Annotated in this window: 25 protein-coding genes; 7 read left to right on the top strand and 18 right to left on the bottom strand. The window is 72.2% G+C overall.

Going from position 1 to position 23,740, the window contains the following annotated elements; genetic code table 11:
• Positions 1-4: 4 nt before the first annotated feature.
• Positions 5-805, bottom strand: coding sequence for a substrate-binding periplasmic protein (locus tag NRP21_RS22275; protein ID WP_257718444.1), 801 nt, complete (start codon positions 803-805; stop codon positions 5-7).
• A gap of 49 nt (positions 806-854) precedes the next feature.
• Here NRP21_RS22275 and NRP21_RS22270 point away from each other — a divergent pair, with 49 nt between their 5' ends.
• Positions 855-3,470, top strand: a complete 2,616-nt coding sequence (locus NRP21_RS22270) for a hybrid sensor histidine kinase/response regulator (RefSeq protein WP_257718443.1) — start codon at positions 855-857, stop codon at positions 3,468-3,470.
• 33 nt (positions 3,471-3,503) lie between these two features.
• Here NRP21_RS22270 and NRP21_RS22265 read toward each other — a convergent pair whose 3' ends face one another.
• A complete protein-coding gene (locus tag NRP21_RS22265) occupies positions 3,504-3,857 on the bottom strand; it encodes an Hpt domain-containing protein (RefSeq protein ID WP_257718442.1) in 354 nt (117 codons plus the stop codon).
• A 303-nt stretch (positions 3,858-4,160) separates the two neighbouring features.
• Here NRP21_RS22265 and NRP21_RS22260 point away from each other — a divergent pair, with 303 nt between their 5' ends.
• Together NRP21_RS22260 and NRP21_RS22255 are read left to right on the top strand one after the other, a co-directional pair.
• Positions 4,161-5,162 (top strand): glycosyl hydrolase family 8, encoded by a 1,002-nt coding sequence (locus NRP21_RS22260; protein WP_257718441.1) that lies wholly within the window; start codon positions 4,161-4,163, stop codon positions 5,160-5,162.
• Between the two features lie 67 nt (positions 5,163-5,229).
• A complete protein-coding gene (locus NRP21_RS22255) occupies positions 5,230-5,442 on the top strand; it encodes a hypothetical protein (RefSeq protein WP_257718440.1) in 213 nt (70 codons plus the stop codon).
• A gap of 67 nt (positions 5,443-5,509) precedes the next feature.
• Here NRP21_RS22255 and NRP21_RS22250 read toward each other — a convergent pair whose 3' ends face one another.
• Together NRP21_RS22250 and NRP21_RS22245 are read right to left on the bottom strand one after the other, a co-directional pair.
• Positions 5,510-6,367 (bottom strand): TIGR01459 family HAD-type hydrolase, encoded by an 858-nt coding sequence (locus NRP21_RS22250; RefSeq protein ID WP_257718439.1) that lies wholly within the window; start codon positions 6,365-6,367, stop codon positions 5,510-5,512.
• Positions 6,367-7,425, bottom strand: coding sequence for a quinone-dependent dihydroorotate dehydrogenase (locus tag NRP21_RS22245; protein ID WP_257718438.1), 1,059 nt, complete (start codon positions 7,423-7,425; stop codon positions 6,367-6,369). Before NRP21_RS22245 ends, NRP21_RS22250 begins: the two co-directional genes overlap by 1 nt.
• 139 nt (positions 7,426-7,564) lie before the next feature.
• Here NRP21_RS22245 and NRP21_RS22240 point away from each other — a divergent pair, with 139 nt between their 5' ends.
• Together NRP21_RS22240 and NRP21_RS22235 are read left to right on the top strand one after the other, a co-directional pair.
• Positions 7,565-8,410, top strand: coding sequence for a DMT family transporter (locus NRP21_RS22240; protein WP_257718437.1), 846 nt, complete (start codon positions 7,565-7,567; stop codon positions 8,408-8,410).
• A 61-nt stretch (positions 8,411-8,471) separates the two neighbouring features.
• Complete coding sequence (locus NRP21_RS22235; protein ID WP_257718436.1) at positions 8,472-9,515, top strand: alpha/beta hydrolase family protein; 1,044 nt, start codon at positions 8,472-8,474, stop codon at positions 9,513-9,515.
• Between the two features lie 4 nt (positions 9,516-9,519).
• On the opposite strand, the gene NRP21_RS22230 is transcribed toward NRP21_RS22235, so the two are convergent.
• The 3 genes from NRP21_RS22230 to NRP21_RS22220 form a co-directional block, all read right to left on the bottom strand.
• Positions 9,520-9,888 carry a DUF952 domain-containing protein gene (locus NRP21_RS22230; protein WP_257718435.1) on the bottom strand — a complete coding sequence of 123 codons (369 nt, stop codon included), beginning with the start codon at positions 9,886-9,888 and terminating at the stop codon, positions 9,520-9,522.
• Between the two features lie 70 nt (positions 9,889-9,958).
• Positions 9,959-10,462 (bottom strand): cell wall hydrolase, encoded by a 504-nt coding sequence (locus NRP21_RS22225; RefSeq protein WP_257718434.1) that lies wholly within the window; start codon positions 10,460-10,462, stop codon positions 9,959-9,961.
• A 2-nt stretch (positions 10,463-10,464) separates the two neighbouring features.
• The gene (locus tag NRP21_RS22220) at positions 10,465-10,836 is read right to left on the bottom strand and encodes a hypothetical protein (protein ID WP_257718433.1); all 372 of its coding nucleotides are present in this window, start codon (positions 10,834-10,836) and stop codon (positions 10,465-10,467) included.
• Between the two features lie 110 nt (positions 10,837-10,946).
• Here NRP21_RS22220 and NRP21_RS22215 point away from each other — a divergent pair, with 110 nt between their 5' ends.
• Positions 10,947-11,168, top strand: coding sequence for a hypothetical protein (locus NRP21_RS22215; protein ID WP_257718432.1), 222 nt, complete (start codon positions 10,947-10,949; stop codon positions 11,166-11,168).
• A 7-nt stretch (positions 11,169-11,175) separates the two neighbouring features.
• Here NRP21_RS22215 and terL read toward each other — a convergent pair whose 3' ends face one another.
• From terL to NRP21_RS22160, 11 genes are all read right to left on the bottom strand, one after another.
• Positions 11,176-12,621, bottom strand: a complete 1,446-nt coding sequence (gene terL, locus NRP21_RS22210; RefSeq protein ID WP_257718431.1) for a phage terminase large subunit — start codon at positions 12,619-12,621, stop codon at positions 11,176-11,178.
• Positions 12,605-12,916: a hypothetical protein gene (locus NRP21_RS22205; RefSeq protein ID WP_257718430.1), complete on the bottom strand. Its 312-nt coding sequence runs from the start codon at positions 12,914-12,916 to the stop codon at positions 12,605-12,607. The genes terL and NRP21_RS22205 overlap by 17 nt, the downstream gene beginning before the upstream one ends.
• A complete protein-coding gene (locus NRP21_RS22200; RefSeq protein ID WP_257718429.1) occupies positions 12,913-15,195 on the bottom strand; it encodes a phage tail fiber protein in 2,283 nt (760 codons plus the stop codon). Before NRP21_RS22200 ends, NRP21_RS22205 begins: the two co-directional genes overlap by 4 nt.
• 37 nt (positions 15,196-15,232) lie before the next feature.
• Positions 15,233-15,673, bottom strand: coding sequence for a hypothetical protein (locus NRP21_RS22195; protein WP_257718428.1), 441 nt, complete (start codon positions 15,671-15,673; stop codon positions 15,233-15,235).
• Positions 15,673-17,553 carry a hypothetical protein gene (locus NRP21_RS22190; RefSeq protein ID WP_257718427.1) on the bottom strand — a complete coding sequence of 627 codons (1,881 nt, stop codon included), beginning with the start codon at positions 17,551-17,553 and terminating at the stop codon, positions 15,673-15,675. The genes NRP21_RS22195 and NRP21_RS22190 overlap by 1 nt, the downstream gene beginning before the upstream one ends.
• A gap of 6 nt (positions 17,554-17,559) precedes the next feature.
• A complete protein-coding gene (locus NRP21_RS22185) occupies positions 17,560-18,126 on the bottom strand; it encodes a hypothetical protein (protein WP_257718426.1) in 567 nt (188 codons plus the stop codon).
• 232 nt (positions 18,127-18,358) lie between these two features.
• The gene (locus tag NRP21_RS22180) at positions 18,359-19,192 is read right to left on the bottom strand and encodes a phage capsid protein (protein ID WP_257718425.1); all 834 of its coding nucleotides are present in this window, start codon (positions 19,190-19,192) and stop codon (positions 18,359-18,361) included.
• Positions 19,193-19,635: 443 nt separating this feature from the next.
• On the bottom strand, positions 19,636-20,394 hold the full coding sequence (locus tag NRP21_RS22175; RefSeq protein WP_257718424.1) for a capsid assembly protein: 759 nt from the start codon (positions 20,392-20,394) through the stop codon (positions 19,636-19,638).
• Positions 20,391-21,818 (bottom strand): portal protein, encoded by a 1,428-nt coding sequence (locus tag NRP21_RS22170; RefSeq protein WP_257718423.1) that lies wholly within the window; start codon positions 21,816-21,818, stop codon positions 20,391-20,393. Before NRP21_RS22170 ends, NRP21_RS22175 begins: the two co-directional genes overlap by 4 nt.
• A 191-nt stretch (positions 21,819-22,009) precedes the next feature.
• Complete coding sequence (locus tag NRP21_RS22165; protein WP_257718422.1) at positions 22,010-22,411, bottom strand: hypothetical protein; 402 nt, start codon at positions 22,409-22,411, stop codon at positions 22,010-22,012.
• Between the two features lie 133 nt (positions 22,412-22,544).
• Positions 22,545-22,979 carry a hypothetical protein gene (locus tag NRP21_RS22160; protein ID WP_257718421.1) on the bottom strand — a complete coding sequence of 145 codons (435 nt, stop codon included), beginning with the start codon at positions 22,977-22,979 and terminating at the stop codon, positions 22,545-22,547.
• Positions 22,980-23,104: 125 nt separating this feature from the next.
• On the opposite strand from NRP21_RS22160, the gene NRP21_RS22155 reads away from it, so the two are divergent.
• Positions 23,105-23,740 (top strand): S24 family peptidase, encoded by a 636-nt coding sequence (locus tag NRP21_RS22155; RefSeq protein ID WP_257718420.1) that lies wholly within the window; start codon positions 23,105-23,107, stop codon positions 23,738-23,740.

Raw genomic sequence — 23,740 nt, 5'->3', positions numbered from 1 at the left:
CCCGTCAGTTCACCAGCATCTCGCGCAGGCCCCAGCGCTGGGCCGCGCGCAGCAGCGTGCCATCCCCCTTCACGGCCGAGAGGAAGCGGTTCACCTCCGCCAGCCAGGCCGGGTCGCCCTTCGGCACGGCATAGGCGTAGAGAGTCTCCCCCACCGTGCGCGGCGCGTCGGAGACGCGCCAGGCGTCGTCCTCCCGCAGGCGGCGGGAATCCGCGTAGTCCGTCACGAAGACATCGGCCCGGCCGGCGCTGGTTTCCTGCTCCGGGTTCAGCGGCGGGGGGACGGCGAAGAGCTCCGCCTGGCGCAGCCTCTGGCGCATCACCTCCTCGGCCACCGAGCCGGCCAGGACGGACACCACCACCCCTTCCCGGTCCATCTCCCCCCAGCCCGGCACGCGCTGGTTGGAGCGCTGGCTGACAGCCGCCAGGGGGCCGGAGAGGAAGGGCTTGGTGAAGGCCACCTGCTCAGCCCGGGCCGGGCTGATGCCGAGGCCGCCCATCCCGACATCGCAGCCTCCCCGCTCGACCAGGCCCACGATCACGCCGGGCAGGGTCTCCACGAAGACCGGGCGCACGCGGAGCTGGGCCGCGAAGTAGCGCGCCATGTCCGCGTCCAGCCCCTCCAGCTCGCCGTTCCGCGCGTTCCGCCAGGAGAGGGCGGGCAGGTCCGGCACGGTGCAGATCAGCAGCTCCCGCCGCGCGCGGATGAGGGAGAGCCGGTCCGCGGGCTTTTCCCCCGGCCTGGCCGGGGCGGCCGGCTCGCCGTTCCGGCGAATAGACGACTGCGCGAGGGCGGTGCCGACCAATGCAGTCTCGCAAAAGAGACAAAGTGCTGCGATGATGACTGCACCGCGCATGAACACGTCGCCATCTCCCCTTCACCGGCTGCTGAAGTCCGACCCTGCCAGGCCGGCGACCCCCCGTCCGTGGCGGCTGTTCGCGGCAACCGTGATGGTGGTGGGCGTCTGCTTCGCCGCTGTTTATCTCATTCTGTTCGACCGGGGCCAGCGCGAGGCGGCGAACGATGCCGAGCGGCTGACCATGGGCGTGACCGCCGCCATGGCCGACCAGCTGGCCCGCGCGATCCAGACGGTGGACTTCGTCCTGCTGGACATGGCCGAGCGCAGCGCCGACACCGACCCCACCGGCACCGCGCGGTCGCTGGCCGGACGGATCCGGGACGTGCCGCAGCTGCGCGCCGTTCTGATCGTGGACGCGAACGGCGTCGTCACCGCCTCCACGGTGGAGAGCCTGCGCGGCGCCTCGGTGGCGGATCGGGACTGGTTCCGGGTGCTGCGCCTGGGCGGCCCGGCCCTGCGCCTGGGCGCGCCGGAGGCGGGGCGCTTCCTCGGCGGCTCCGCCTCCATGCAGGCGCGGGCCATCCAGGCGGCCGGCATCTGGTCCATCCCCCTCGCCCGCGGGTTGCGGACCGCCGGCGGGGAGTTCAACGGCGCGGCCGTGGCCCTGCTGAACCCGGACTACCTCATCTCCATCGGCCGCCGCCACGCCGAGGCCTTCGGGGTCACGGTCCGCATCCACGCGTTGAACGGCACGCTCCTCGCCCGCTCCGACGGGCGGGTGGAGGGGATCGGCGAGACCAACCCCTCCGCCTGGCTGTTCCGGGACTTCCTGCCGCGGCGGGAAAGCGGGACCTTCTCCGGCCAGGACCAGGACGGGCAGGACGTCTTCGCCTCCTTCTCCACCATCCGCCAGGGCACGATGGTGATCGAGGCGGCGCGGCCCCGGCGCGCGGCCTTCGAGGGCGTGGAGCGGCTGGGCGCCCTGCTGATTGGCGGCGGCATCGCCATCGCCGCCATCATGTTCGTCGCCCTCTGGCTCATGTCTCGCCAGGCGGCGCTGCTGAAGGCCCAGGGCGACGCGCTGCAGGAGAGCGAGCGGGAGGCGCGGGCGGCAACGCGGGCCAAGGAGGAGTTCCTGGCCGCGATGAGCCACGAGATCCGCACGCCGATGAACGGCGTGATCGGCATGACCGGGCTGCTGCTGGATTCCAACCTGGACCCCATCCAGCGCCGCTACGGCGAGACGATCCAGGGCAGCGCGGAGCACCTGCTGATGGTGCTGAACGATATCCTCGACTTCTCCAAGCTGGAGGCGGGGATGATCGAGCACGAACACATCCCCTTCACGCTGGAGAACGAGATCTCCACGATTGTGGAGCTCTTCGCGGCGCGGGCGGCCTCCAAGGGGGTGGAGATGGTCGCCTCCCTGCCGCCGGAGCTGCCGCGCCAGGTGCTGGGCGATCCCGGGCGCTTCCGGCAGGTCCTGTTCAACCTCGTCGGCAACGCCATCAAGTTCACCGAGAGCGGCTGGATCGAGGTCTCCATCAACGCCGCCCCGCTGGAGGACGAGCCGGGGGCGCTGCGCCTCACCGGCTCGGTCGCCGATACCGGGATCGGCGTGGACGCGGCGAAGGTGCCGATGCTCTTCGAGCGCTTTACCCAGGCCGACGCCTCCATCAGCCGGAAGTACGGCGGCACGGGGCTGGGCCTGGCCATCTGCCGCCGGCTGGCCGAGCAGATGGGCGGCGGGATCGAGGCGACGCCGCGGAAGGGCGGCGGCAGCGTGTTCCGCTTTTGGATCGTGGTGGGGGAGATGCCCCAGCCGGAGCCGGTGCCGGCACCGCTGGCCGGGCGCCGGGTGCTGGTGGTGGACGACCTGCTGCTGAACCGCGAGGGGATGGTGCGCCAGCTCACCGCCTTCGGCGCCTCGTCGCTCGCGACCGAGAGCGGGGCGGCGGCGCTGCACCTGCTGCGCCTGGCCGCCCGGCGGGGCACCGCCTTCCACGCGGTGGTGCTGGACGGGTCCATGCCGGGCATGGGGGGGATGGAGATCGCCCGCCAGATCCGGGAGGAGGCGGCCGTGCTGGGCAACCCGGCCCTCGTCCTCTGCTCCTTCGGGGTGGAGGCCCAGGCGATGCCCGCGGGCGGCCCGCCGCCGGGGCTGATCGACGCCATGCTGCTGAAGCCCGCCCTGCCCAGCCGCCTGCTCGAGGCGGTGCTGCAAGCCCTGGCCCCGGCCGGCGCGGTGGCCGTGCAGCCGCCGCCCCGCGCCGCAGAGCCGGAGCGCCCGCGCCGCATCCTGCTGGTGGAGGACAACGCCACGAACCAGCTCCTCATGCGCGCCCTGCTGGCGCGGCTGGGGGCGGAGGTGACGGTGGCTGGGAACGGCGCGGAGGCGGTGGAGGCCAGCCGTGCCGCCCGCTTCGACGTGATCCTGATGGACCTGCAGATGCCCGTGATGGACGGGCTGGAGGCGACGCGCGCCATCCGCGCGGCGGGGCTGAACCGCACCACCCGGATCATCGGCCTGACCGCCGCCGTCGGCCCGCAATTCGAGCGCCAGTGCCGGGAGGCCGGCATGGACGACTACATGTCCAAGCCCGTGCAGCGGGAGCAGCTGATCCGCGCCATCGGCGTCACCCCGCCCGTGGGAGAGCCGGCGACGGAATAGGCGAGGCGGCGCGAGGGGGCCGGGCGGGGGAAGTCAGGCTGCCCCGGCGGTGCCGGGATCCGTTGCCAGGGCGGCAAGCTCGTGCAGCGCCGCCTTCGCCTCCTGCCCGATGCTGAGGATCATCTGCTGCGCGGGGGTCCGGTCGTCCGCGCGCATCGCCTGACGGGCCAGGGACTCGAGCGCCTTGGCGCCGATCGAACCGGCCGCGCCGGCCAGGCCATGGGCGGCGCGGCGATACTCCTCCGCATCGCCTGCGCGGGCGGCATCGACCATCTGCCGGACCAGCCGAGCAAGGTCCTGCTCGAAGGTGCGGACTATCGTCACGAAAATGTCGCGTGGAAGCTCGGCAGCCAGCTGGCCTGCTACGTCCGGATCGATCGCGCTCACGCCCGCAGCTTGCTCGCACCACCCGGCAGGGTCAACGCGGCCCATCCCCGGAACTCCGGCAAAACTGTTCCGCACCAGCGACATATGGCGGAAATGCCACTACGAGGAGTGTAAAATATGTCGCCACAACCTTAACGAGCATTATAACGTTGGTCACACGCCAACAGGCCTGGGCACGCGAGCATGCAGATCAGCGTCGAACCCCAACCCGCTCTCTCCCGGCCCGGGGGACGCCGCGCTCTGCTCGGCGCCCTTGCAGTGCCAGCGCTTCTCGCGCTGCCGCGTGGCCTTCAGGCGCAAGGGATGCCGGAGTGGCTGGCCGACCTGAAGACGGAGTGGGCCGCGTTCCGGGGCCGCTACGTCACGCGCGAGGGCCGCGTGCTGGACACCGGCAAGGGCGACGAGAGCCACACGGAAGGCCAGGGCTTCGGCCTCCTCTTCGCCGCCGAGGCCGGGGATGTCGCCACCTTCGACAAGATCTGGGACTGGACGCGCCGCTACCTGCGCCACAGGCGGGACAACCTCCACGCCTGGCGCTACCGCGGCGATGCGGTGGACGCCGTGGGCGACCAGAACAACGCCACGGACGGCGACATCCTGATCGCCTGGGGGCTGATGCGGGGCGCCGATCTTTTTACCCGCCCGGCGCTGGAGAGGGAGGCGGCGCTGATCGCGCGCGACATCCTGGCACTCTGCACGCGCGAGGTGGCGGGGAAGCTCGTGCTGCTGCCCGCGCAGGGCGGGTTCGAGAAGCGGGACCACGTGGTGGTGAACCCTTCCTACTACGTCTTCCCCGCCCTGGCGGCCTTCGAGAGGGTGGTGCCCGGCCCGCAGTGGCGGCGCCTGATCGCGGACGGGCTGGACCTGTGCTGCCGCGAGGCCCGCTTCGGCCGGTGGGGCCTGCCCGCGGACTGGATCGAGGTCCCGCGGGAGGCGAGCTTCAAGCCGCGCCTGGCCTCCAGCTGGCCCACCCGCTTCTCCTGGGACGCGGTGCGGGTGCCCCTGTACCTCGCCTGGACCCAGAAGAAGGACAACCCTGCATTGCAGGCCTGCGTCGATTTCTGGACCCGCTCCGGCGACCAGGTCCCGGCCTGGACGGACCTGCGGAACAACAGCCTCTCACCCTATCCTGGCCATGCCGGGATCCAGGCCGTCTCGATGCTCGCCCGCGCGACGCAGGACCCGCGCCGCCGCATCCAGGAACTGCCGCGCGTGGCCCAGGCCACGGACTACTACGGCGCCGCGCTCATCATGCTCTCCCGCATCGCGTGGCAGGAGGCCCGGGCGGGCGCGCCGACGGTGTGATCCCCGCTGGTAGGTTGGGCGGCGGGCCGGCATCCTTCCCGCCCCTTCCCCGCCGGAGATCCCGCCGATGCGCCGTCACCTCGCCGCCCTGCTGCCCCTGCCGGCCGTCCTCCTGCTCCTCGGCTGTGGCACCGATGCGGGGGAGCGGGCCGGGCGCTCGGTGGACCGGGCGGCGGAGCGGACGGGCGGCGCGCTGGGCGGCGCCGCGCGGGATACCGGGTCCGCGCTGAACCGCGCCGGGAATTGGGTGGGCGACCGGGTAGACCCGGACCGGCGCTGAGCCGCCCCCGGCGTTTAGTCGCTGGCGGTCCGCCGGCCCCCTTTGCCCGGGCTGCCTGAAGCGTCCCTTACCAGCGCAGGGCGCGCAGCGCGGCGACCGGGGAGACGCCCTCGGCCGTCGCGCGGGCAACGAGGGTGGCGGCATCGGCGTCGGCCAAGCCTTCCTCCGCCGCCAGCCCGCCCAGGGCCCAGACCGCGTCCAGCCCGGCCGCCTGGGCGCCGGCCAGGTCCGTGTGTGGGCTGTCGCCGATGGCGACCACCTGGTCCCGCGGCAGGTCCAGCAACTGCAGCACGGGCTCGTAGGCGTCCGGGTCGGGCTTGCCGATCTCCAGCGTGCGGCCGCCGAGGGCGGCGTAGCGCTCGGACAGCGCGCCGGCGCAGATGATCCGGCGGCCGCCCACCACCACGGCGCGGTCGGGGTTCACGCAGATCATCGGGAGGTCCCGCGCGAAGGCGGCCTGCAAGGCCGGCTCGAAGATCCCCACGCCCTGGCGGGCGCCCTCGGGGTCGGGGCCGGTGTTGAGGAGCCAGTCCGCCTCCTCCGCCCGGTCGGTCAGGGTGATGCCGAGGCCTTCCACCACGGAGTGGTCGCGCGCCGTGCCGATGAACATGGCGCGGGTGCCGAGCGGCTGGATGAAGGGATGGGTGCGGTCCCGCAGCATCCTCCAGGTGATCTCGCCGGAGGACATGGCGTGATCGTAGAGGGCGCGGTCCACGCCAAACTTGGTGAGCTGCGCCTCGATCACATGGGACCGGCGCGGGGCGTTGGAGAGGAAGACAATGCGCGCGCCGGCCTGCTTCATGCGCGCCAGGGTGTCGGCCACGCCAGGAAAGGCGGCCTGCCCGTCATGCACCACGCCCCAGAGGTCCAGCACGAAGCCGCGGTAGCGGGCGGCGAGGCCCGCCACGCTGTCCAGGATCTCCATCAGGCATCAACTCCGATCGCGTCCGAGAGGGTCTTCACCCCGTCCCGCCGCAGCAGGGCGGCGAGGTCCCGCTTCATGCGGGGGATGAGGGCGGGGCCGGCATAGGCGAAGCCGGAGTAGGTCTGCACCAGGGTCGCGCCGGCCCTGATCTTGGCGTAGGCGGTCTCGCCGCTCTCCACGCCCCCCGCGCCCACCAGCACCAGCCGCCCGCGCGAGAGGCGGTGGACGCGGCGGAGGAGCTCCGTGGAGGGCTGGAACAGCGGGCGGCCGGAAAGGCCCCCGGCCTCGGCGCGCCTGGTGGAACGCAGCGCCTCCGGCCGGGCGACGGTGGTGTTCGAGACGATAAGGCCGGCGACATCGCGGTTCAGGCAGGTCTCGACGATCGCCTCCACGGCCGCCTCGGCGAGGTCGGGCGCGATCTTCACCAGCACGGGCGGGCGGCGCTTCAGCTCCGAGCGGGCGGCGAGCGTCGCCTCGAGGATGGCGGCCAGCCGCGCCTCGCCCTGCAGGTCCCGCAGCCCCGGCGTGTTGGGGGAGGAGACGTTGACGGTGACGTAGTCGGCGAGCGGTGCGACCCGGCGGTATAGGTCGGGGTAGTCCGCCTCTGGCGTCGTGCTGTCCTTGTTGATGCCGATATTGGCGCCCAGCACGGCGGTTAGCGGGCGGGGCAGCGCGGCCAGCCGGGCGGCATAGGCCTCGATTCCCTCGTTGTTGAAGCCGAAGCGGTTGATGACGCCGCGGTCCTCCTCCAGCCGGAAGAGGCGGGGCCGTGGGTTGCCTGCCTGCGGGCGGGGCGTGGAGGTGCCGCACTCCACGAGGCCGAAGCCGAGCCGCATCAGCGGCAGCACCGCCACCGCGTTCTTGTCGAACCCTGCGGCGAGGCCGACGGGGTTGCGGAAATCCAGCCCCATCGCGCGCACGGCGAGGACGGGGTCGTCCCCTTCCCTGTCCCGCCCGGCCAGGCCGAGCTGCAGGGCGCGCAGCGACAGGTCATGCGCGCGCTCCGGGTCCAGGCCCCGGACGAGCGGCATGAGGGCTGAGGCGAGGGCGGGGAGCATCGCCGCCGGTTTTGCCGCAGCGCGGCAGGAAGGGCCAGAGGTAGGGTCAGAGGCAGGGCCATAAGGTAGGAATTGGCCGCGTTGACGCGGGCGCGGCGGGCGGGGAGAAGCGGCGGCAGGGAACCGGGGGAGATGCCGCTTGCGCGGGCCGTTGCTGCTGCTGGGCTCGCTCGCGCTCTTCGCGGTGCTGGACGCCAACTCGAAGCTTCTCTCCGGCGGCTACCATGTCAGCCAGGTGCTGGCCTTCCGCTACGCCGTGCTGCTGGCGCTGCTGGTTCTGGCGGGGCTGCTGGGCCTGGTGCGGGCGGATGGCGAGAAGGGGCTGACCTCGCGCCGGCCCCGGGCGCAGCTGTTCCGCGCGGCGCTGATGGTGGGATCCGGGGCAGGGTTCTTCCTCTCGCTCCGCAGCCTGCCGATGGCGGAGGGCTACCTCGTCTACTTCACCGCGCCCTTCATGGTGCTCGGGCTGTTCCGGCTGATCCTGAAGGAGCCGGTGCCCGGGCGCGCCTGGATCTGGTGCGGGGTGGGGTTCCTGGGCGTGCTCGTCGCGCTCTCGCCGGGGATTTCGGCCGGGGCGCCCTGGGCGGCCTATGGCTGGGGTCTCTTCGGCTCCTTCTGCCACGCCATGATCATGGTGATGAACCGTAGCCTGCGGGACGAGCCGGGCATGGCGCGGCTGACCCTCTGGAGCGCGGGGCCCGCCCTGCCCCTGCTGCTGCCCTGGGCGGCGCTGGAATGGAGGACGCCGAGCCTTTCGGACGCGCTGGCACTCTCGGCCAACGGCGTGCTGGCGGGCGGGGCGATGGTGGGGCTGGCAGCGGCCTTCCGCCACGCCAGCGCCGGACGCCTCGCGCCCCTGGAGTTCACGGCGCTGCTCTTCGCCGTAGCGGCGGACGTGCTGGTCTGGGAGGTTTGGCCGGCGCCGGTGGTGTGGCTGGGCGCGGCGATCGTGGCCTTCGCCGGGGTGATGGCGCAGCGGCGCTGAGGCGGCGTTGACAGCCTCCGGCAGAGGCCCCCTACCCTCGGGAGGAACGCCGGAGAACGCCATGCCCATCCTGCCCCGCGCTGCCGGCCTCGCCGGCCTTTTGGCAGCCCTCTCGCTGCCCGCCGGCGCCCAGGAAGCGGGACGGGCGCCGCAGGGGCCGCTGACGATCGCGCGGCAAGGCTCCTTCTTCGTGGGCGGCCGCACGCTGCATTCCGACACGCTCTCCACCCAGCCCGCCTATGCGCCGAGCGGCACGGTGACGGTGGACCAGATGTATGTGCGCTACCAGGTGCCGGCCGATGCCGGCGCCCGCCCGCCGCTGGTGCTGGTCCATGGCTGCTGCCTCACCGGCAAGACCTGGGAGACGACGCCGGACGGGCGGATGGGATGGGACGAGTTCCTCGTGCGCCGCGGCTACCCGACCTATGTCGTGGACCAGGCCTGGCGCGGCCGGTCGGCGGCGCACCCGACGACGATCAACGCGGTGAGGACCGGCAAAGCCGGGATGGACACCCTGCCCACTGTTTTCGCCGCAGGGCAGGAGGACGCCTGGACGATCTTCCGCTTCGGCCGGCGCCACCCCGAGACCTTCCCCGGCCTCCTCTTCCCGCTGGAGGCGCAGGAGGAGTTCTGGAAGCAGATGGTCCCGGACTGGAACTTCTCCGTGCCCTCGCCGAATCCCAGCGTGACCGGGCTTTCCGCCCTGGCGAAGCGGCTGGAGGGGGCCGTGCTGGTCAGCCACTCGCAATCCGGCATTTATCCCTTCCAGGCGGCGGGGATGAGCCGGGAGGGGATCAGGGGCATCGTCGCCATCGAGCCCGGGGCCTGCCCGGCGGCCGACTGGGACATGGCGCCCTACAAGGGGCTGCCAATCCTCGTGCTCTGGGGGGATTTCGTCGGGGAATCGCCGCGCTGGGCGCCGCGGCTGCAGGCATGCCGTGACTTCGCCCGCACCGCCAACGCCGCCGGAGGCCGCGTGGAGGTTGTGGTGCTGCCGGAGGCGGGCATCCGCGGCAACTCCCACATGCTGATGCAGGACCGGAACTCGCTGGAGATCGCGGACCTGGTGCTGGGTTGGGTCAACCGGAACGTGGAGGCGAAGTAGCCCCTCACGGCACCCAGGCGGGGAAGCGGTGCAGCCCTTCCCCGTCCAGCGGCAGGAAGACGGCGCCACGCACGGCCGTGAGCGGCAGCGGCGCGTAGAGATGGGGGAAGAGGCCGGGGCGCTTGCCGCCCGCCGCCGGTTCCCAGCGCAGGGCATCGCCCAGGGCGGCGCTCTCGGCGCTGACCAGCCAGAGGTCGGGCTCTCCCGCTCGATGCTTCGCGGCGCTGGCGCGCAGCTGGGCAGCGGTGGAGAAGTGCAGGAAGCCGTCGCGCCGGTCGTCGGCGCTGCCGTGATAGGCGCCCGCCGCCTGCGCGGCGCGCCAGTCGGCGCCGCGCATCAGGGTGTGGACCAGGGGCTCGGGCGGGGGTGTCATGCCCCGCTTCAAGCGCGGGGAACGCCCGCCGTCCAGCTTGAGGAGGATGCAGATTGAGGGGCGTCCAGGCTCAGACCGCCACCAGCGCGGGCGCGGCCGGGGCGGCAGGGCGGGCGCCGGTCTCCAGCCGATAGAAGAGCAGCCCGCCGATCTCCTCCACTGGCACCTGCGCCATGGCCCAGCCGGGCAGGGCCTCGGCCGGGTGCCAGTGGGTCGCGCCGCCGGTCGGGTCGGCCAGGGTGCCGCAGACCGCGCGGACGGCGATCCGGCGGCACATGGCAAAGGCCGGGTCCCCGTGCGGCGCTTCCAGCAGCGCGTGGTTGGGGTGGCGCGGCTTGTGGCTGGGGAAGAGGAAGGGATCGCGGCAGACGGCCTCCACCTCGCGCGGCCCCGGCTCCGGCAGGCGGGCATGGCCGCCCCGGGCAAAGGGCGCCGCGCCAGGGGTGCGGGCCGGGCGGGGCATGGCGTTGCGGGCACGGTTCACGGCCAGCGCCGCCAGGGCCTCGATCGCCCGCACGGGGCGGCGCCCGGCCTCGGCGTAGAGGGTGCGGGCAAGGGTCTCGGTGGCGTCCATCTTCAACGGTCCTCGGCGAGCACGCGCATCTGCGCGGCGGTGCTGTGGGCGGCGCGCGTGGCTTCGTCGAGCTTCTGCTCGATGCGGATGAGGTGCGCGGTCAGGCGCCCGTCCACGTCGCGGATGAGGGAGAGGGGAACGTAGGTGCGCGCCACCTCCAGCTTGAAGGCGGCCAGGTCGTCCCGCGTCCGCTCCAGCGCCGCGTGCTGCTGGGCGGGGTCGGATCCGGGCTGGCATGGGGCGGCGGGCGGCAGGGCATCGGGGGACTGCGCGATGCTGCGGCGAAGCGAGTGCAGCATCCACGCCAACACCGCCATCATCGGGGTCTCCACTGCGGCGGAGATCCACTGGGGATCGGGGGAAAAGGACGGCATGGGTCCTCCTTCGGGCCAGGGGCCAGATCAGCCGGGGTTCAGCCGGGGTTGAAGCGGTGGGGCGCCGCCCCGACTTGCCGGAGCGGTGCGAGGGGTGCTTTGAGCGGGCGATGTGGAACGAGCCGTATCTTGAGACCTGCTGCCGGGCGGCCCTTCACCGGCTGTTCCTGACGCATGGCGGCACCCGCCCGGCGGGATTGCCGGACGAGGCCTGCCTGCGCCGCCTCTGCACGATGGGCTTCGCCGTGGAGGTGACGCCGGGGCGTTTCGAGATGACCGGGGCTGGCGCGGCCCGGCACGCGAGCGAGGTTCTGAAGAAGTCCGCGGCCTGAAACGGCCTCAGGCGCCCCGCCAGGACGCCCCGCGCGGCGCCGGGGGCAGCCCGGGCATCCGCACCGGCTCGGCCAGCAGGCAGCCCGCGACCGCGTCCAGCGCGTCGTCCCGCACGCCCGCCGCGCCGGGCTTCCACTCCATCATCTCCTGCGGGAAGGCCGTGCGGAACACCGCCTCATGCGCGTGCAGGCGGCGGGCGGCCATCACCGGGTCCAGCGCGCCGAGGATGCGCTCGTGCTTCGCCTTGCTGCTGTGGTGCTCCATGACGGTGCACGCGGCGCCGGCGCGGGCCATCTCCCGCCGAAGGAGGGGCGGCAGGAACTTGCCGATGCCGTTCGTCTCCACCCGCACCACGGGCAGCAGCAGCTCCTTCGCGATCTGCGCCACGCGGCGGCACTGCTGCGTCGCGGGATCGGGCTGCGCCTCCGGGTCCTGGGTGATGTAGGCCAGGCGGTGCAGGTAGTGGTTCCCCTCCCCGTCGCAGAAGGTGGCGGCGAGGACGCTGGCATCCCCCTTCCCCTCCCGCCCGTAGGCCGGGTCCCAGAAGCCGCCGCCGGAGACAAGGCGGCGCCCAAGCAGGGAAAGGATCGGCCGCCCGTTCGCCTCGCGGTATTCTGGCTCCTCGCCGTAGCGGACGAGAAGCGCGGGATCGAGCCGCGCGGCGCCGGAGGAGGCGCATTCCAGCATCATCTGCCGCCGGAACTGCAGCGGCCCCACGCGGTCCTGGAGGGCACGGATCATCTCGCGCGGGAAGCGCTCCGGCCAGGCGCTGCGGCCGCCCGTGTTCATGATGGGGATGCGAAGCCGCCGATAGGTGGCGAGGTAGGCACCCTCCGTCTCCGCCGGCGCGTAGAGGCTTTCCGCACAGTGCGGCGTGCCGACGAAGAGAATGGTGCCGCCCGGCGTTAGGATGAACTCGCACTCGGCGAGACGACCGCGCAGCTCCTCCCGCTTGCCGGGCGTGTCGCAGTTCCCCGCCACCTCCACGTCGTCGCAGACGATCAGCTCCGCCCGTGATCCCGTCACGTTGCCGCCGATGCCCTGGGCGAGCATGGAGGGCTCGCGGATCGCGCCACGGCGGCGCACCGTGAAACGGTCCGCTGCCCAGTTCCCGCCGCCGCCGAGGAGATGGCGGCAGAGCGGGTGGCGCTCCACGATCTTCCGCACCGTTGCCACCATGCGGGCCGCCAGCGTGTGGTCGGCGGCCAGTACGAGGATGCGCAGCTCCGGCTGCACGGAAAGGCGCCAGGCGCACCACAGGCCCACCAGGGTGGACTTGCCGCAGCCGCGGAAGGCCATCAGCAGCAGGCGCCGGTCCCCCCCCGCGTGGCGTGCCATCAGCCAGCGCGCCACGCGGCGGTGCACGCCGGGGGTGTTCACCCCGGCGCGCAGGTTCCAGGCGTAGAGGAACTCCAGGAAGTCGGGCTCCAGCCCTTCAGGCGATGCTGTCATCCTCCGTCGTCTCCTCGCCGTCCTTGTCTTCCTGTTCAGCCAACTGGATGGAGCGGCGGGCCTCCGCGATCAGGGCACCCGCCTCGGCCACCGCGTCGGTTTCCACCTGCCCTCGGTCTAGCTTCATCAGGTGTTCGAGATGCGCGAGGGCGGAGCGCGCCGCCGCGTGGTGGGCAGTGAAGGCCTTCGGGTCCTCGTGCGTGCCCGGAGCCGGGCCGCGCGAGACGAAGGCCTCGTAATCCGCCACCACCTTGCGGACGGCGCGGCGCAGCTCCTCCGGCGTCAGCGGGTTCACGACTTCACCGCCCGCACGCGCACCGTGCCCGCGCCCAGGTCGATCGCCGCCCCGCTGCGGTTCCAGGCCGTGACGGTGATCACGTCCTGAGCGCCCACCTGCGCCAGGAACATGACACCGGAGGTGGAGAGGCTGAAGGCCGCCTGCACGAAGTCGCCGGGCCGCACCCCCGTGCAGGGCACGTTAAGCGAGGCCGAGGCGCCAGCGGCGATGGAGGGCGGGTCCCAGGCCAGCTCCGCCTTCAGTTCCCGGGCCCCGTGCGGTAGCTCCGGCGTGCCGTAGAGCACCGTCGGGCTCTGCGAGGGGTCGCAGGCCAAGCGCATGCTCCGCACCTCGTAATCCGTGCCCACGCGCGCCACGCCGATGATCGCCGTCTGCACCTGCGGCGCCAGCCGAACCACCTGCAGTCGCGTCAGCCCGGCATCGTTGCTGTCGGCGTTGCCCTGCCACCATCGCGGACCGTCCACATAGGTCAGCGACATGCCGGAGGCCCGGACCATCGCCCCGTCCGCCGCCGTCAGCAGCGCGTTCCCCGCGCCGAAGCACTGGATGATCATGCGGGGATCATCGGCGTCGATCGCCAGCGCGAACTCCTTGCACTTGCGCGTGTCCACCACGAAGCCGAGGCCCCGGCCACCCGGCAGGACCACGCCGCGATCCGTCAGCACGTAGCTGTCCAGCGCCTGGAAGGTGAACTGAGGCAGGACCGTCGGCGCCCCGCTGACATTGGTGGAAAGGCAGGCCAGCTTCTCGAAGCCGATCTCCGTTGCGTTCCAGCGGATGGCGGCCGCGCGCAGGTTTGGCACCTCCGCCAGCGTCCGGGTAGCTTCCCGGTGTGCCGCCGCCTGGTGAAAGCAGCGCACCACGCTGCCCACGCGCGTCGCGGTGGCCGTGTAGTCGATGTCCACGCCATAGGCCTGGCTGGCCCAGGCCACCTCGTAGACATGGTCCTGCGCGCCGGCCGTGTGGCGGGCCACGAAAGCGTCGCAGCCCTCCATCCGGATGTTGCGGGCCACCACGGCCCGCGAGTTCACCCCCATCAGGAAGGGAATCCCGTCGATCGGCCGGTCCCGCGCCTGCAGCTCGAAGGCCGGCCCATCGAAGACGTGGCGGTTATGCGCGACATAGGCGCCCGGCGCGGCCGAGAGGCGCACGCCGTAGCGGTCCTTGTCCGGATAGGTCGCCAGCGACATGGCGAAGTGCCCGCCGTAGTAGCGGACCGAGGTATTCCACGCCGCCGCACTCGCCGTCCGCACATCCAGCCCGTAGCGGTTGTCCACGATGCGGCCGAGATAGAGCACGCTGTCCTCAAAGCCGCGCTCCACGCCCAGGGTCTGCACGCCGATGGTGAACATCTCGACCTGGCGGATGTCGATCAGGCCGGAGTCCTGGTTCCGGATGAGGATGCCGATGTCCCGCTCATCTTCCCAGGAGGAGAGCCCGGCACGCAGCACCCGCAGCCCCTGGTAGATCTTCGCGCGGTTGCGAACGTTGCCGCCGTCTCCCAGCGTCAGCGCCGCCTCCCCGCCCGCGCCGGCATAGAGGATGGCGCCGCGCATGGAGAGGCCGGCCGCGGCGCCGGGAAGGGTCAGCGGGATGGTGGTGCGGAAGGTGCCCTCCCCGATGTCCAGGAATTTGCCCGATGCGGCCGCCGCGTTCATCGCCGCCTGCAGCGCCGGGCCGTCATCCGCCACGCCATTGCCCGTCGCCCCGAAGTCGCGGGCGGAGAGCCGCTCGGAGAGCTTGTCCTCCACCGTGCGCGGGATGGAACCGGGGAAGGGTGCGGAGAGCGTTGCATCGCCCCGGGAGAAGGTGGCGATGTCGCCGAGGCTGTCGAAGCCGAGCAGCCGGTTGGCGCGGGCCGTGCGCTGCGGCAGCACGAACTTGCCGCCCACCTCGCCCGGCCCCTGGCGGATGGTGCCGGCCGCATCCTCCCGCACCTCCTGCAGGGCGGCCATCTGGCGATCCAGCTCGTCGTTCAGCGTGCTCGCCCGCAGCACGCCGTTGGGCTGGTAGTCCGTCACCCGTGCCATCACCAGGTGGCGCCGCAGCACCAGCTTGGCACCCGCCGCGGGCGCCACCGCGAAGGTGACGAGGCCGCCGCCGGAGCTGCCGGCCCCAGACACCGCGTAGCCGGTGGCGATGGAAAGCCCATCGACATGCACCGCAATATCGGCAGCATCAAAGACAGGGAAGGGATAGACAAAGGCGGTCTGCGCGCCATCGGCCACGTACTGCACGCGCGGCGCGATGTCGCCGATGCGGATGTGCTCGGCCATCAGGATTCTCCGGTTTCGCCGCGTGGGCGTGTGGTTGTCAGTCCAACAGGCTCTTCACGGCGCGGCCGAGGCCCTGCCCCGCATGCACCCAGTTGTTCAGCGAGGAATCCTGGTCCAGCAGCGACTTGCGGTTGGCCGAAAGGCGCGCGGCATAGACCGTGTCGTCGGCGCCCTGCGCGTCGCGCGCTGCGCCACGCAGCCCGGCGGCCATGGCGGCGGCGGAGCCCTCGTTCGGCTTCACTCCGCCAGCCGCCAAGCGCGCGCGGGAGGCTGCGATGCTCCTGTCCAGCGCGCGCTGCCGCTCCACAGCATTCTGCGCGGCCTGCGCGGCCAGGATCTGCTCCTGTGCCTGCTGCTGCACCTGCGCGTTGTCCTGCTGGATCTGCGCGTTCTTCTTCTGCCGCTTCGCCGTCTCCATCTGCGAGTAGATGGAGGCGCCGGTAGCGGCGAGCGTCACGACGGGGGCAAGCTGTGCCATCAGTCGGTCGTCCTCGTCTCGGTGGTCACGGAAAGCAGGGTGAAGGGCAGCGGCGACGAGTCCTCGACCCGCCAGAGCGGCGCGAGGGAATCGCGCCGCCAGCCGAAGGCCCGCAGCGTCACGTCGCCCGTGAAGGCTGGCGGCGCCGTGTCCAGCAGCGGCGTGTCCAGGCGCCGGAAGGGCACGGGCCGCACGCCGCGGCCCGTGTCCACCGCCAGCGAGCCCGCCCCGAGCAACCGGAAGGTGACGGCGACCAGCCGCATCGGCCCCATCCGGGCCCCGGCGGCCGAAACGGTCTCGGGCGGCAGCGGCTCCACCACATGAGTGAAGGGCAGCCCCACCTGCACGCTGCCCGCGGCAGGATCGATGGTGACCGCCCCGCCCAGCACCCTCGCGGGATCGCGCGGCGCGCCGTCAGCCACCACCGAGACGCCCTGCCCTTCCAGGTGCTCGAGCCCCGACCAGACCGTGCCCGCGGCGTTGCCGATGGCGAAGCGCGCGGAATCCAGTGTCAGCGCGTCGTCGAAGCGCTCCAGCCGGAAGCTGCCGGCGCGCTCCACCACGGCATAGACCGCGCCTTCGATCTCCGCGAGGGAGCGGAAGGCGCCGGCCGTCTCCTGCCGGGTCCAGCCCGTGACCCCTTCGGGCCGGTAGATCGTCAGCGTCGCCAGGCTGCCGTCGGCGATCGCCAGGTGCAGCAGCCGCCGGCGCGAATCATAGGCCATGGAGACGGGCGAGACGATCAGGTGCCGCGCCACCAGTGCCAGGTCGTCCGCCTGATAGGCCTGCTGCAGGTCAGTGTAGGAGAACTCGTGCACCGCCTGCCCGGAGCGCCCGACGAAGACCGTCGATCCGTCGATATCGAGAGGCGGCACGCTGCGGTCCGCGAGCGACCCCACGCGGGTCTGCCGCGTCACCTGGATCGAAGCGGGGGTGAGCGGATCGCCCGTCACCATCCACTCCGCACCCGAGGTGAAGACCTGCAGGTGCCGCCCCGCGAAGACCGCGCGGATGGCGTTCAGCTGGTCGGAGACGAGGCTGAAGGCGATCGCCTGGTCGTCCAGCCCCTCCCCGAGATCGAAGTTGAAGGGATTGCCGGTACGGGAGAGCCACAGCCAGTTCGGCAGGCTTCTCGATCCGCCGAGAACAAGGCGGCCCTGGTGAAAGCAGGCGCTGGTGGGCCAGCCACGCACCGCGCCGAAGGCGCTCTCGTCCCATTCGGCGATTGCGTCCGTGCCGGGCAGCGTGTCCTCCACCGTCGCGGTGACCGTGGTGGCGGAGGTGAAGCCCGTGACAAGCACGCGCCGCCCAGCCAGGCGCAGCCGCGCGCCCACATGCCCGGGCTCGAACACGGCAGCGGAAGCGGCAATCGTCACCGATCCCGTCGTCGCGCTCGCGGCCAGCGTCACGCCGGCCAGCGCGTAGCGGTGGAACGGCTCCGCGTGGAAGGCGAAAGGCCTCACGGCCCAGTTGCCGGAACCGGCGCGGGCAATGATCTGCGGCCGCATGTCCCGGTGCAGGAGCAGCAGCATGTCCGCGTTCTGCGTAAAGCCGATCTGCGGCAGCATCGCCTCTGTCCAGGGCCCGCCCACCTCCACGATGGGGGTGTCGCCTTGGAACACGCGCGCCGCGCCCTCGCCCAGCGCGAGAAGGTAGGTCTGTTCCGTGCTCACCTCGAAGGGCACCAGCCGCGCCCGCCCAGGCAGGACGGCGATGTGGCGCAGCCCCGGCCGGCGCTGCACGCCGCCCGTGGGCTGGATGAAGATGTTGCGGAGCTTGGCCGCGCCGTTGCCCCAGGCCGGCACGTCGCCGCGCCCCAGCAGCTCCGGCGCCAGTTCCCCGGCCGTGAAGGCCGTCTTGGCGCGCTTGATCGCGGGCATGGCGGATCAGCCCCGCACGCCGATGAGCGGGAAGTCGTCGATGGTCTTCGGCGTGGCCTGCTGGCTGTCCGCCAGCCGCGCCTGGCGCAGCTCCGTCTCCGCGATCCGGTGCAGCAGCTCCGCGCGCGATGCGTTCTCCGTCAGCGGCAGGCAGAACTCCGCCGCCAGCCGCGCGACGAGCGCGGCGGCGAAGAAGGCCGGGAACTCGCTCTCCGCTGGCCGGAACACATAGGTCAGCGTCACGCGGTAGGGGTCGGCGTGCAGCCGCCCCTCCTGGATGCGGTAGGCGATGCCCCGCCCGCGCCCGCTGCCGGCCGAGATCACGCGCAGCAGCCCAGGCGGCAACTGGAAGGCGTTGGAGAAGTCGGCCACCGGTACGGCGTCCAGCCGGTTGAGGTCCATCTGCCCGGTGGCGAAGGACCAGGGATGGCAGGAGAGCAGCGCGTCCCGCGTGCCCGGATAGAGGTTGGCCGCGACCTCCGCCTCGGCCGTTCCCTCCTCGAGGGAGGCGATGGGCTGCGCGCCGACCTTGAGCAGCGCGCGCGAGCAGAGGGCGAGGGCGGACAGCGCCATCGGTTCGGTGCTCCCAGAAGATGGTGTCGGAAGGGGATGCGCGGGGGCCGGCGCCGGTGCGGCCGCGAACGTCGCGCCGTGTCCAGCGCGGAACAGGCGGCGCATCACGAAGCACCGGCCCCACGCGCGGCGCGCGCCGGCCCCCGGACAAGCCAAAGGGGGCCACGGCGCGCGCGTCGCCTCTGAATGGAAAGGGGCCGCACGGCATCGCCGCGCGGCCCCCGTCAGGCGGTCACTCCGCCGCGCGCATCCGCACCACGCCGGCGCCGTCGATCAGCACCGCGCCCTGGCTCATCATGTTGTTCACGAAGTGCGCGGCGCGGTCGCCATGCCAGGTGATGTCGGTCATCACGTCCTGCGCCACGGCGTGGCCGATCGCCGTCTTGTGGTAGAAGTAGCAGAAGCGCAGGTTGCCGCTCTTCGTCAGGCCGGAATGCGGCATCCACAGCGCGCCCAGCCAGCGCTTCGCCTGCATTCCCTTCCAGGGAAGGTCGGCGTCGCCGATGTAGTCGGAATTGGCGAACTCCTCGATCTGCAGCAGCTGGCTCCACTGCTTCCAGCCCACCACGGCGTAGCGGTTGCCGTCGTCCGGCACGTCGGCGGCGCCCAGCGCCTCGAAGGCCAGCAGCACCTTCGCCTTCGTCAGCCCGTCCGTGTCGGTCGTGCCGGCGATGGTGCCCACCGCTTCCTGCGTCGCGGTGTCCAGGGCGGCGATGATCAGCTCGTCGGTTTTGCGGCCCAGCGCATAGGCGCCGGCATTCGCCACCACCGCGCGCTCATCCACGCTGGACTTCACCTCGTCGAGCTTATCCACCCACTCGCCGGCGTAGTAGTCCTGCAGGAAGCACTCCACCGCGGAGTAGTCGAGGTTCATGACGGGCACGACGCCGTTGCGCGCCTTCGCCGCCGCCGTACCCTTACCGACGCGCGGGAAGACGGTGGATGCACCGGCGATGCCGGTCTTGGAACGCACGGTCGGGCGCAGCTTGCTGCCCTGGCGCTGGTAGGCCTCGTGCACCTCGGCCTGGAACTGCTTCACGAAAGCCTGGTCGATCGTGGCGGACACGCGGTCCTCCTTCGAATGGGGTTTGGGGCGCGGAGGTGCGGCCGACCGGTTGGCGCGGTGCGCCGGGGGAGGCGAACCGGGGCCGGGCGGCACGCGGAACGGCGCGCGCCCGCCGCGGCGCCATGGAACAGGTCCATGGGCCGGGCGGGTTGGTCGCGCCGGAAAGGGTGGGAAACGAAAAGGGCCCCGCTCCGCCATGCGGAGGGGGCCCTTTCGCGAAATAAGACGGGGGCGGGCGGCACCAGGGGGAAGTATGGGTGCCACCCGCCCCCGTAGCCGGCCCGCACGAGGGGGGATGCGGGACCGGCGCGGATGGGAGCCACCCTTGGGGGGATGCAGTCGGTGACTGCCCATCGCATCGAGGTATCGGGAAAACGCGGCTTCCCGATTCCGGTTTCAGTAGCTTACGCAGAAAACCTGAAGATCAAGTTGAGGGTTTTGCATCACCCTCCCGTGAGCCGGCGGAAGCCTTCCGTCACCTTCTTCACGAAGTCCGGCTCACGGCTGCGCCAGTAGCGGGGATCGCGCATCATCTTGCGCAGCGCCGCCTCGTCCATCGGCTCCGGCGCCGCGCCGTGCCGCGCCAAGGCGGGCTCGCCCTTCTCCATCATGCGGTGCAGCGCGATCACGCCGTCCGCCGTGGTGGAGAGCGCGGCCATCACCTCGGCCGGCAGATTGGCCTTGCCCCAGGACGCGATCTGCCTCGCCGTGCGGCGGAACCGCTCCTCCCCGCCGAACTCGGCCCGCAGGCGGTCGCGCTGACGCTCCGCCTCGAACTGGCCTGCCGCCTCGGCCACGATCGGCAGAAGCCGCTCCGCCGCCAGATCATAGACCACCTGCACCTGGGCCGGCGTGAAGCCCGCCTCGTGCAGCAGCGCATTCACCTCGGGATCGGCCCCCACCAGCTCGTGCCGCTGTTCCACCACGTACTCCTCGGCCGTCTCCGGCACGCCTATCGCCCGACGGAAGCGCTGCCTTTCCTCCTCCGGCGCGTCGTCGCCGGGCGGCGCGAAGCGGGCAGAAAGCTTCCGCTCCAGCTCGCGGTAGGACTTCAGCAGCGCCTCCACCCGCAGCGCACCACGCTCGGCGTCCCAGAACTTCTCAGGCACGTCCTCCGGCCGCCCGGTGCGCTCCGGCGCCTCCGCCACTGTCCTGGAGGCGTCCTCGGGCTGCGGATCAACCTCCAGCAGGTTCTCGCTCATGCACTGGGCTTCCCATCAGGTGTTTGAACGGACACGGGCGCCAGAATGGCGCCCGGGGCGGAAAGGGTGCGGGCCAGGTGCCGGGCCGCCGCGGGCAGGTCCACGACCCCCGCCGCCCCCGGCCCCAGCGCCGCCACGGCCTGGAGGAAGAGCAAGGTGTTGGAGGCATCCGCCCGCCCCTGCACCCGCGCCAGCGGCGACTGATAGGCGATCCGCGCCTCTCCCCCATCCAAGGGGATCGGGGGAACCTCTCCCCGCCGCCGAAGGATGGAGAGGCACCGCGCCACCAGCGGCGTCAGCAACTCCGCCTGCAGCCGGCCATAGGTCGCGCCGAGAAGCCGCGCCGTCTCCGCGCTCCGCTCCAGCACCTCCGTCGCCGTCATGCCCGGCCGCTGCGGCACGGAGAGCCGGTCCGCCAGCAGCGCCGACCGGATCCGCGAGCGCATGTCGGTCAGCACCAGCTGCGACACGTCGAAGGACCCCGGCGCCGCCAGCGGCGTCAGCCCGGCGGACCCCACCGCCTTCGGGATGATCGAGCCCGGCTCCAGCCGCACCGTCGCCGGGTTCAGCACCCCGTCGTCATCCGCCTGCCAGATCCCTGTCGCGGCGATGGAGGCGTTCTTCAGGACCAGCTCCACCACCTTGTTCGCGGTGCGGATGTCCGGCAACGCCTTCATCACCGGCCCGCGGCCATAGGTCTCGCCCGGCGCCTTCAGCCAACGGAAGGCCAGGAACGGGCTCTGGTCGAACCGCCCGCCCGCCAGCAGCGTCCCGCGCCCTTCCCGCTCCAGCACCGCCGCGAAGCGCGGCCCGGAACGCCCCGGCCACACCGCCTCGATCACCTTGTGCGTCGCCTCGGGGTCGCCGGACTGGAACATCCCCGGCGGCAGGACCGCCTCCGGATACCGGGCCGCCATGGCGTCCGCCGTCATCCGCACCAGCCGGAACACTGTATCCAGCCGCCCCGTCACGCCCTCCTCCAGCACCGCCTCGCGCAGCGGCACGGCGGTGAAGCGCAGCGCGGAGGGTTCGCCCGGCGGCGCCTCCTCCACCAGCAACACCCCGGTCCCGGCCACCACCAAGTCCAGGAAGGCCTGGTGCATCTCCAGCGCGAAGTTCGAGCGGTCCAGGTGCCCCTGCAACACCTCCGCTGCCCGCTCCAGCACCCCCGCCAGCGCCGGGTCCGCCGCCTCGTCCACGGGGGAGAGCCCGAACCAGCGCGACCAGGGCGGCGTCAGCTCCGCCAGCAGCGAGGCTGCCAGCCCCTCGGCCGCGTCCGCCGCCGTGCCGTCGTACAGCGCCGGCCCGCCCGCCCCGGGGGTGGTGGCCAGGACGTGGTCGTAGCAGTCCCGCCACACGCCCTCCCAGGGGCGGCGGCGCTCAAGGGCGCGCTCGGCGCGTGCGATGATCTCGTCGGGCGTCATGCCGCCACCCCTCCCTCGGGGTGCGGCGGGAAAGGGGTGCTCTCGCCCATGCGCCGGCCTGCTCCTCTGCTTGGAAACCCGGGCCCGAAATCGAAAAGGCCCGGCACCGGAGGGGTCCGGGCCGGGCCTGCGAAGGTTCAGGAAATCGGGGGAAGTCACCGGGCGCAGTTCGCCCGTTGATGAGAGGGGTTCTAGCCGCGGAGGACGCACTCGTCAAGAACATTTTCCTTTTCTGGGGAAACTTTCTTCAGACGACGGAAAAGCCCGAAGGGCGTCACCGCGAAGGGTGCCGCGGGCCCCAGAAGCGCCCGGCACAGCGACACGCAGGAGAGCGGAACCACCCCCGGCCAGCCCCGCGCCGGCGCCCCCGGCACGAAGGGCCCGAGCACCCGGCACCCCGCCCGCCGCCAGAAACCCGGCAGGTCGAAACCCGGCTCCACCGTCAGCCGCGTGACCAGCAACCGGCCGGCCAGCGGGTCCAGCACCGTCCAACCCGCCTCGTCCCGCAGCCCCGCGAAGCAATGCCGGAACCCCGGCCGCAACAGCCGCATCCAGCCCTGGTCTGCCCCGCCACCGAAGGCGAGCCACAGCACCTGCGGCCGCGAATCGGCGGCCCGCCGATGCCCCGCCCCGGCGGATCCAGCCCCCGAACGACGATCGCCGCCCCGGTCTCCCGGGGCGGCGAGCAGATCGGGCGCCGGCACGATTGGCGCTTGAATCACGGGCTCAGGACGCCGGAAACGCCACCACCTCGCCCGCCGCGTCCCGCGGCTCGGGCCCGGCCACGATCCCCTTCATCCGCAGCGGCCAGTCCAGCCGCTCCATCGCCTCGCGCCACAGCCGATGGTCGCCGCGTTCGCGCGGGGCCGTCGGGTCGGGCGAGACGCCGCGCTCCCCCCAGATCCGCATGATCCGGGCATGGGCCAGGTCGATCCGCCGCTGCCGGTACAGCCGGTCCAGGCACTTCACCACGTCGTCCGGCTCGCAGGGCCGCGCCACGAGCCCACGGCCGGAGACGATCCGTGCCCCGTCGCGCCGGGCAACGAGAGCGGCCATCGTCCAGAACCAGGCCTCCTCGGCGCTTATAAAAGGCTGGACCTTGTCGATACCGGACAAGGCGGGTGCCGTGGCGCGCAGGGCACCGGCAGAAGGACGGGTCATCGGGGGCTGATCCCTATCGGTTGTGAACACAACATGAACATCAACCCACGTCGTTGTGACCGTCAAGCCGATTCTATGATCCAATTCCTGTTGCCCACAGATTTCTCACCTATAATATGGCCAACATGCAGCACAGCGACATCTGGCGCGCGATCGACGCGCTGGCGGCGGAGAACGGCCTCTCCGCCTCCGGCCTCGCCCGCAAGGCGGGACTAGACCCGACCGCCTTCAACCCTTCCAAGCGAATCGGCCCGGACGGGCGCGCCCGCTGGCCGTCCACGGAGAGCGTGGCGAAGGTCCTTGCCGCAACCGGCTCGGGGATGGACGAGTTCGCCAGCCTCATCACCGGCACCTTCCGCGCCGCCGCCCGCCCCAGCCGCAGGATTCCCCTGATTGGCCTCGCCCAGGCCGGCAGCTCCGGCTACTTCGACGATGGCGGCTACCCCGTCGGCGGCGGCTGGGACGAGATCAGCCTGCCGGAGGTCGGCGACCCGAACGCCTACGCCCTGGAAATCAGCGGTGACTCGATGGAGCCCGTCTTCCGGGACGGCGACATCATCATCGTCTCCCCCTCCGCCCCTGTCCGCCGCGGGGACCGCGTGGTGGTCCGCACCAAGGGCGGCGAGGTGATGGCGAAGGAGCTGCTCCGCCAATCCGCCCGCCGCGTGGAGCTCGCCAGCCTCAACCCCGCCCATCCCAACTACAGCTTCGGGCTGGAGGAGCTGACCTGGATGCACCGCATCGTCTGGGCCAGCCAATAG

The sequence above is a fragment of the Roseomonas populi genome (assembly GCF_024594815.1).
GTDB lineage: Bacteria > Pseudomonadota > Alphaproteobacteria > Acetobacterales > Acetobacteraceae > Roseomonas > Roseomonas populi.
This window is presented reverse-complemented; position numbering and strand designations above follow the sequence as displayed.

What these genes read in the sequence shown, in the direction of transcription:
- NRP21_RS22270 (WP_257718443.1), top strand. Translation starts at nt 855, where the DNA reads ATGAACACGTCGCCATCTCCCCTTCACCGGCTGCTGAAGTCCGACCCT.
- NRP21_RS22260 (WP_257718441.1), top strand. Translation starts at nt 4,161, where the DNA reads ATGCCGGAGTGGCTGGCCGACCTGAAGACGGAGTGGGCCGCGTTCCGG.
- NRP21_RS22255 (WP_257718440.1), top strand. Translation starts at nt 5,230, where the DNA reads ATGCGCCGTCACCTCGCCGCCCTGCTGCCCCTGCCGGCCGTCCTCCTG.
- NRP21_RS22250 (WP_257718439.1), bottom strand. Translation starts at nt 6,367, where the DNA reads ATGGAGATCCTGGACAGCGTGGCGGGCCTCGCCGCCCGCTACCGCGGC.
- NRP21_RS22245 (WP_257718438.1), bottom strand. Translation starts at nt 7,425, where the DNA reads ATGCTCCCCGCCCTCGCCTCAGCCCTCATGCCGCTCGTCCGGGGCCTG.
- NRP21_RS22235 (WP_257718436.1), top strand. Translation starts at nt 8,472, where the DNA reads ATGCCCATCCTGCCCCGCGCTGCCGGCCTCGCCGGCCTTTTGGCAGCC.
- NRP21_RS22230 (WP_257718435.1), bottom strand. Translation starts at nt 9,888, where the DNA reads ATGACACCCCCGCCCGAGCCCCTGGTCCACACCCTGATGCGCGGCGCC.
- NRP21_RS22225 (WP_257718434.1), bottom strand. Translation starts at nt 10,462, where the DNA reads ATGGACGCCACCGAGACCCTTGCCCGCACCCTCTACGCCGAGGCCGGG.
- NRP21_RS22220 (WP_257718433.1), bottom strand. Translation starts at nt 10,836, where the DNA reads ATGCCGTCCTTTTCCCCCGATCCCCAGTGGATCTCCGCCGCAGTGGAG.
- NRP21_RS22215 (WP_257718432.1), top strand. Translation starts at nt 10,947, where the DNA reads ATGTGGAACGAGCCGTATCTTGAGACCTGCTGCCGGGCGGCCCTTCAC.
- terL (WP_257718431.1), bottom strand. Translation starts at nt 12,621, where the DNA reads ATGACAGCATCGCCTGAAGGGCTGGAGCCCGACTTCCTGGAGTTCCTC.
- NRP21_RS22200 (WP_257718429.1), bottom strand. Translation starts at nt 15,195, where the DNA reads ATGGCCGAGCACATCCGCATCGGCGACATCGCGCCGCGCGTGCAGTAC.
- NRP21_RS22195 (WP_257718428.1), bottom strand. Translation starts at nt 15,673, where the DNA reads ATGGCACAGCTTGCCCCCGTCGTGACGCTCGCCGCTACCGGCGCCTCC.
- NRP21_RS22190 (WP_257718427.1), bottom strand. Translation starts at nt 17,553, where the DNA reads ATGCCCGCGATCAAGCGCGCCAAGACGGCCTTCACGGCCGGGGAACTG.
- NRP21_RS22185 (WP_257718426.1), bottom strand. Translation starts at nt 18,126, where the DNA reads ATGGCGCTGTCCGCCCTCGCCCTCTGCTCGCGCGCGCTGCTCAAGGTC.
- NRP21_RS22175 (WP_257718424.1), bottom strand. Translation starts at nt 20,394, where the DNA reads ATGAGCGAGAACCTGCTGGAGGTTGATCCGCAGCCCGAGGACGCCTCC.
- NRP21_RS22170 (WP_257718423.1), bottom strand. Translation starts at nt 21,818, where the DNA reads ATGACGCCCGACGAGATCATCGCACGCGCCGAGCGCGCCCTTGAGCGC.
- NRP21_RS22160 (WP_257718421.1), bottom strand. Translation starts at nt 22,979, where the DNA reads ATGACCCGTCCTTCTGCCGGTGCCCTGCGCGCCACGGCACCCGCCTTG.
- NRP21_RS22155 (WP_257718420.1), top strand. Translation starts at nt 23,105, where the DNA reads ATGCAGCACAGCGACATCTGGCGCGCGATCGACGCGCTGGCGGCGGAG.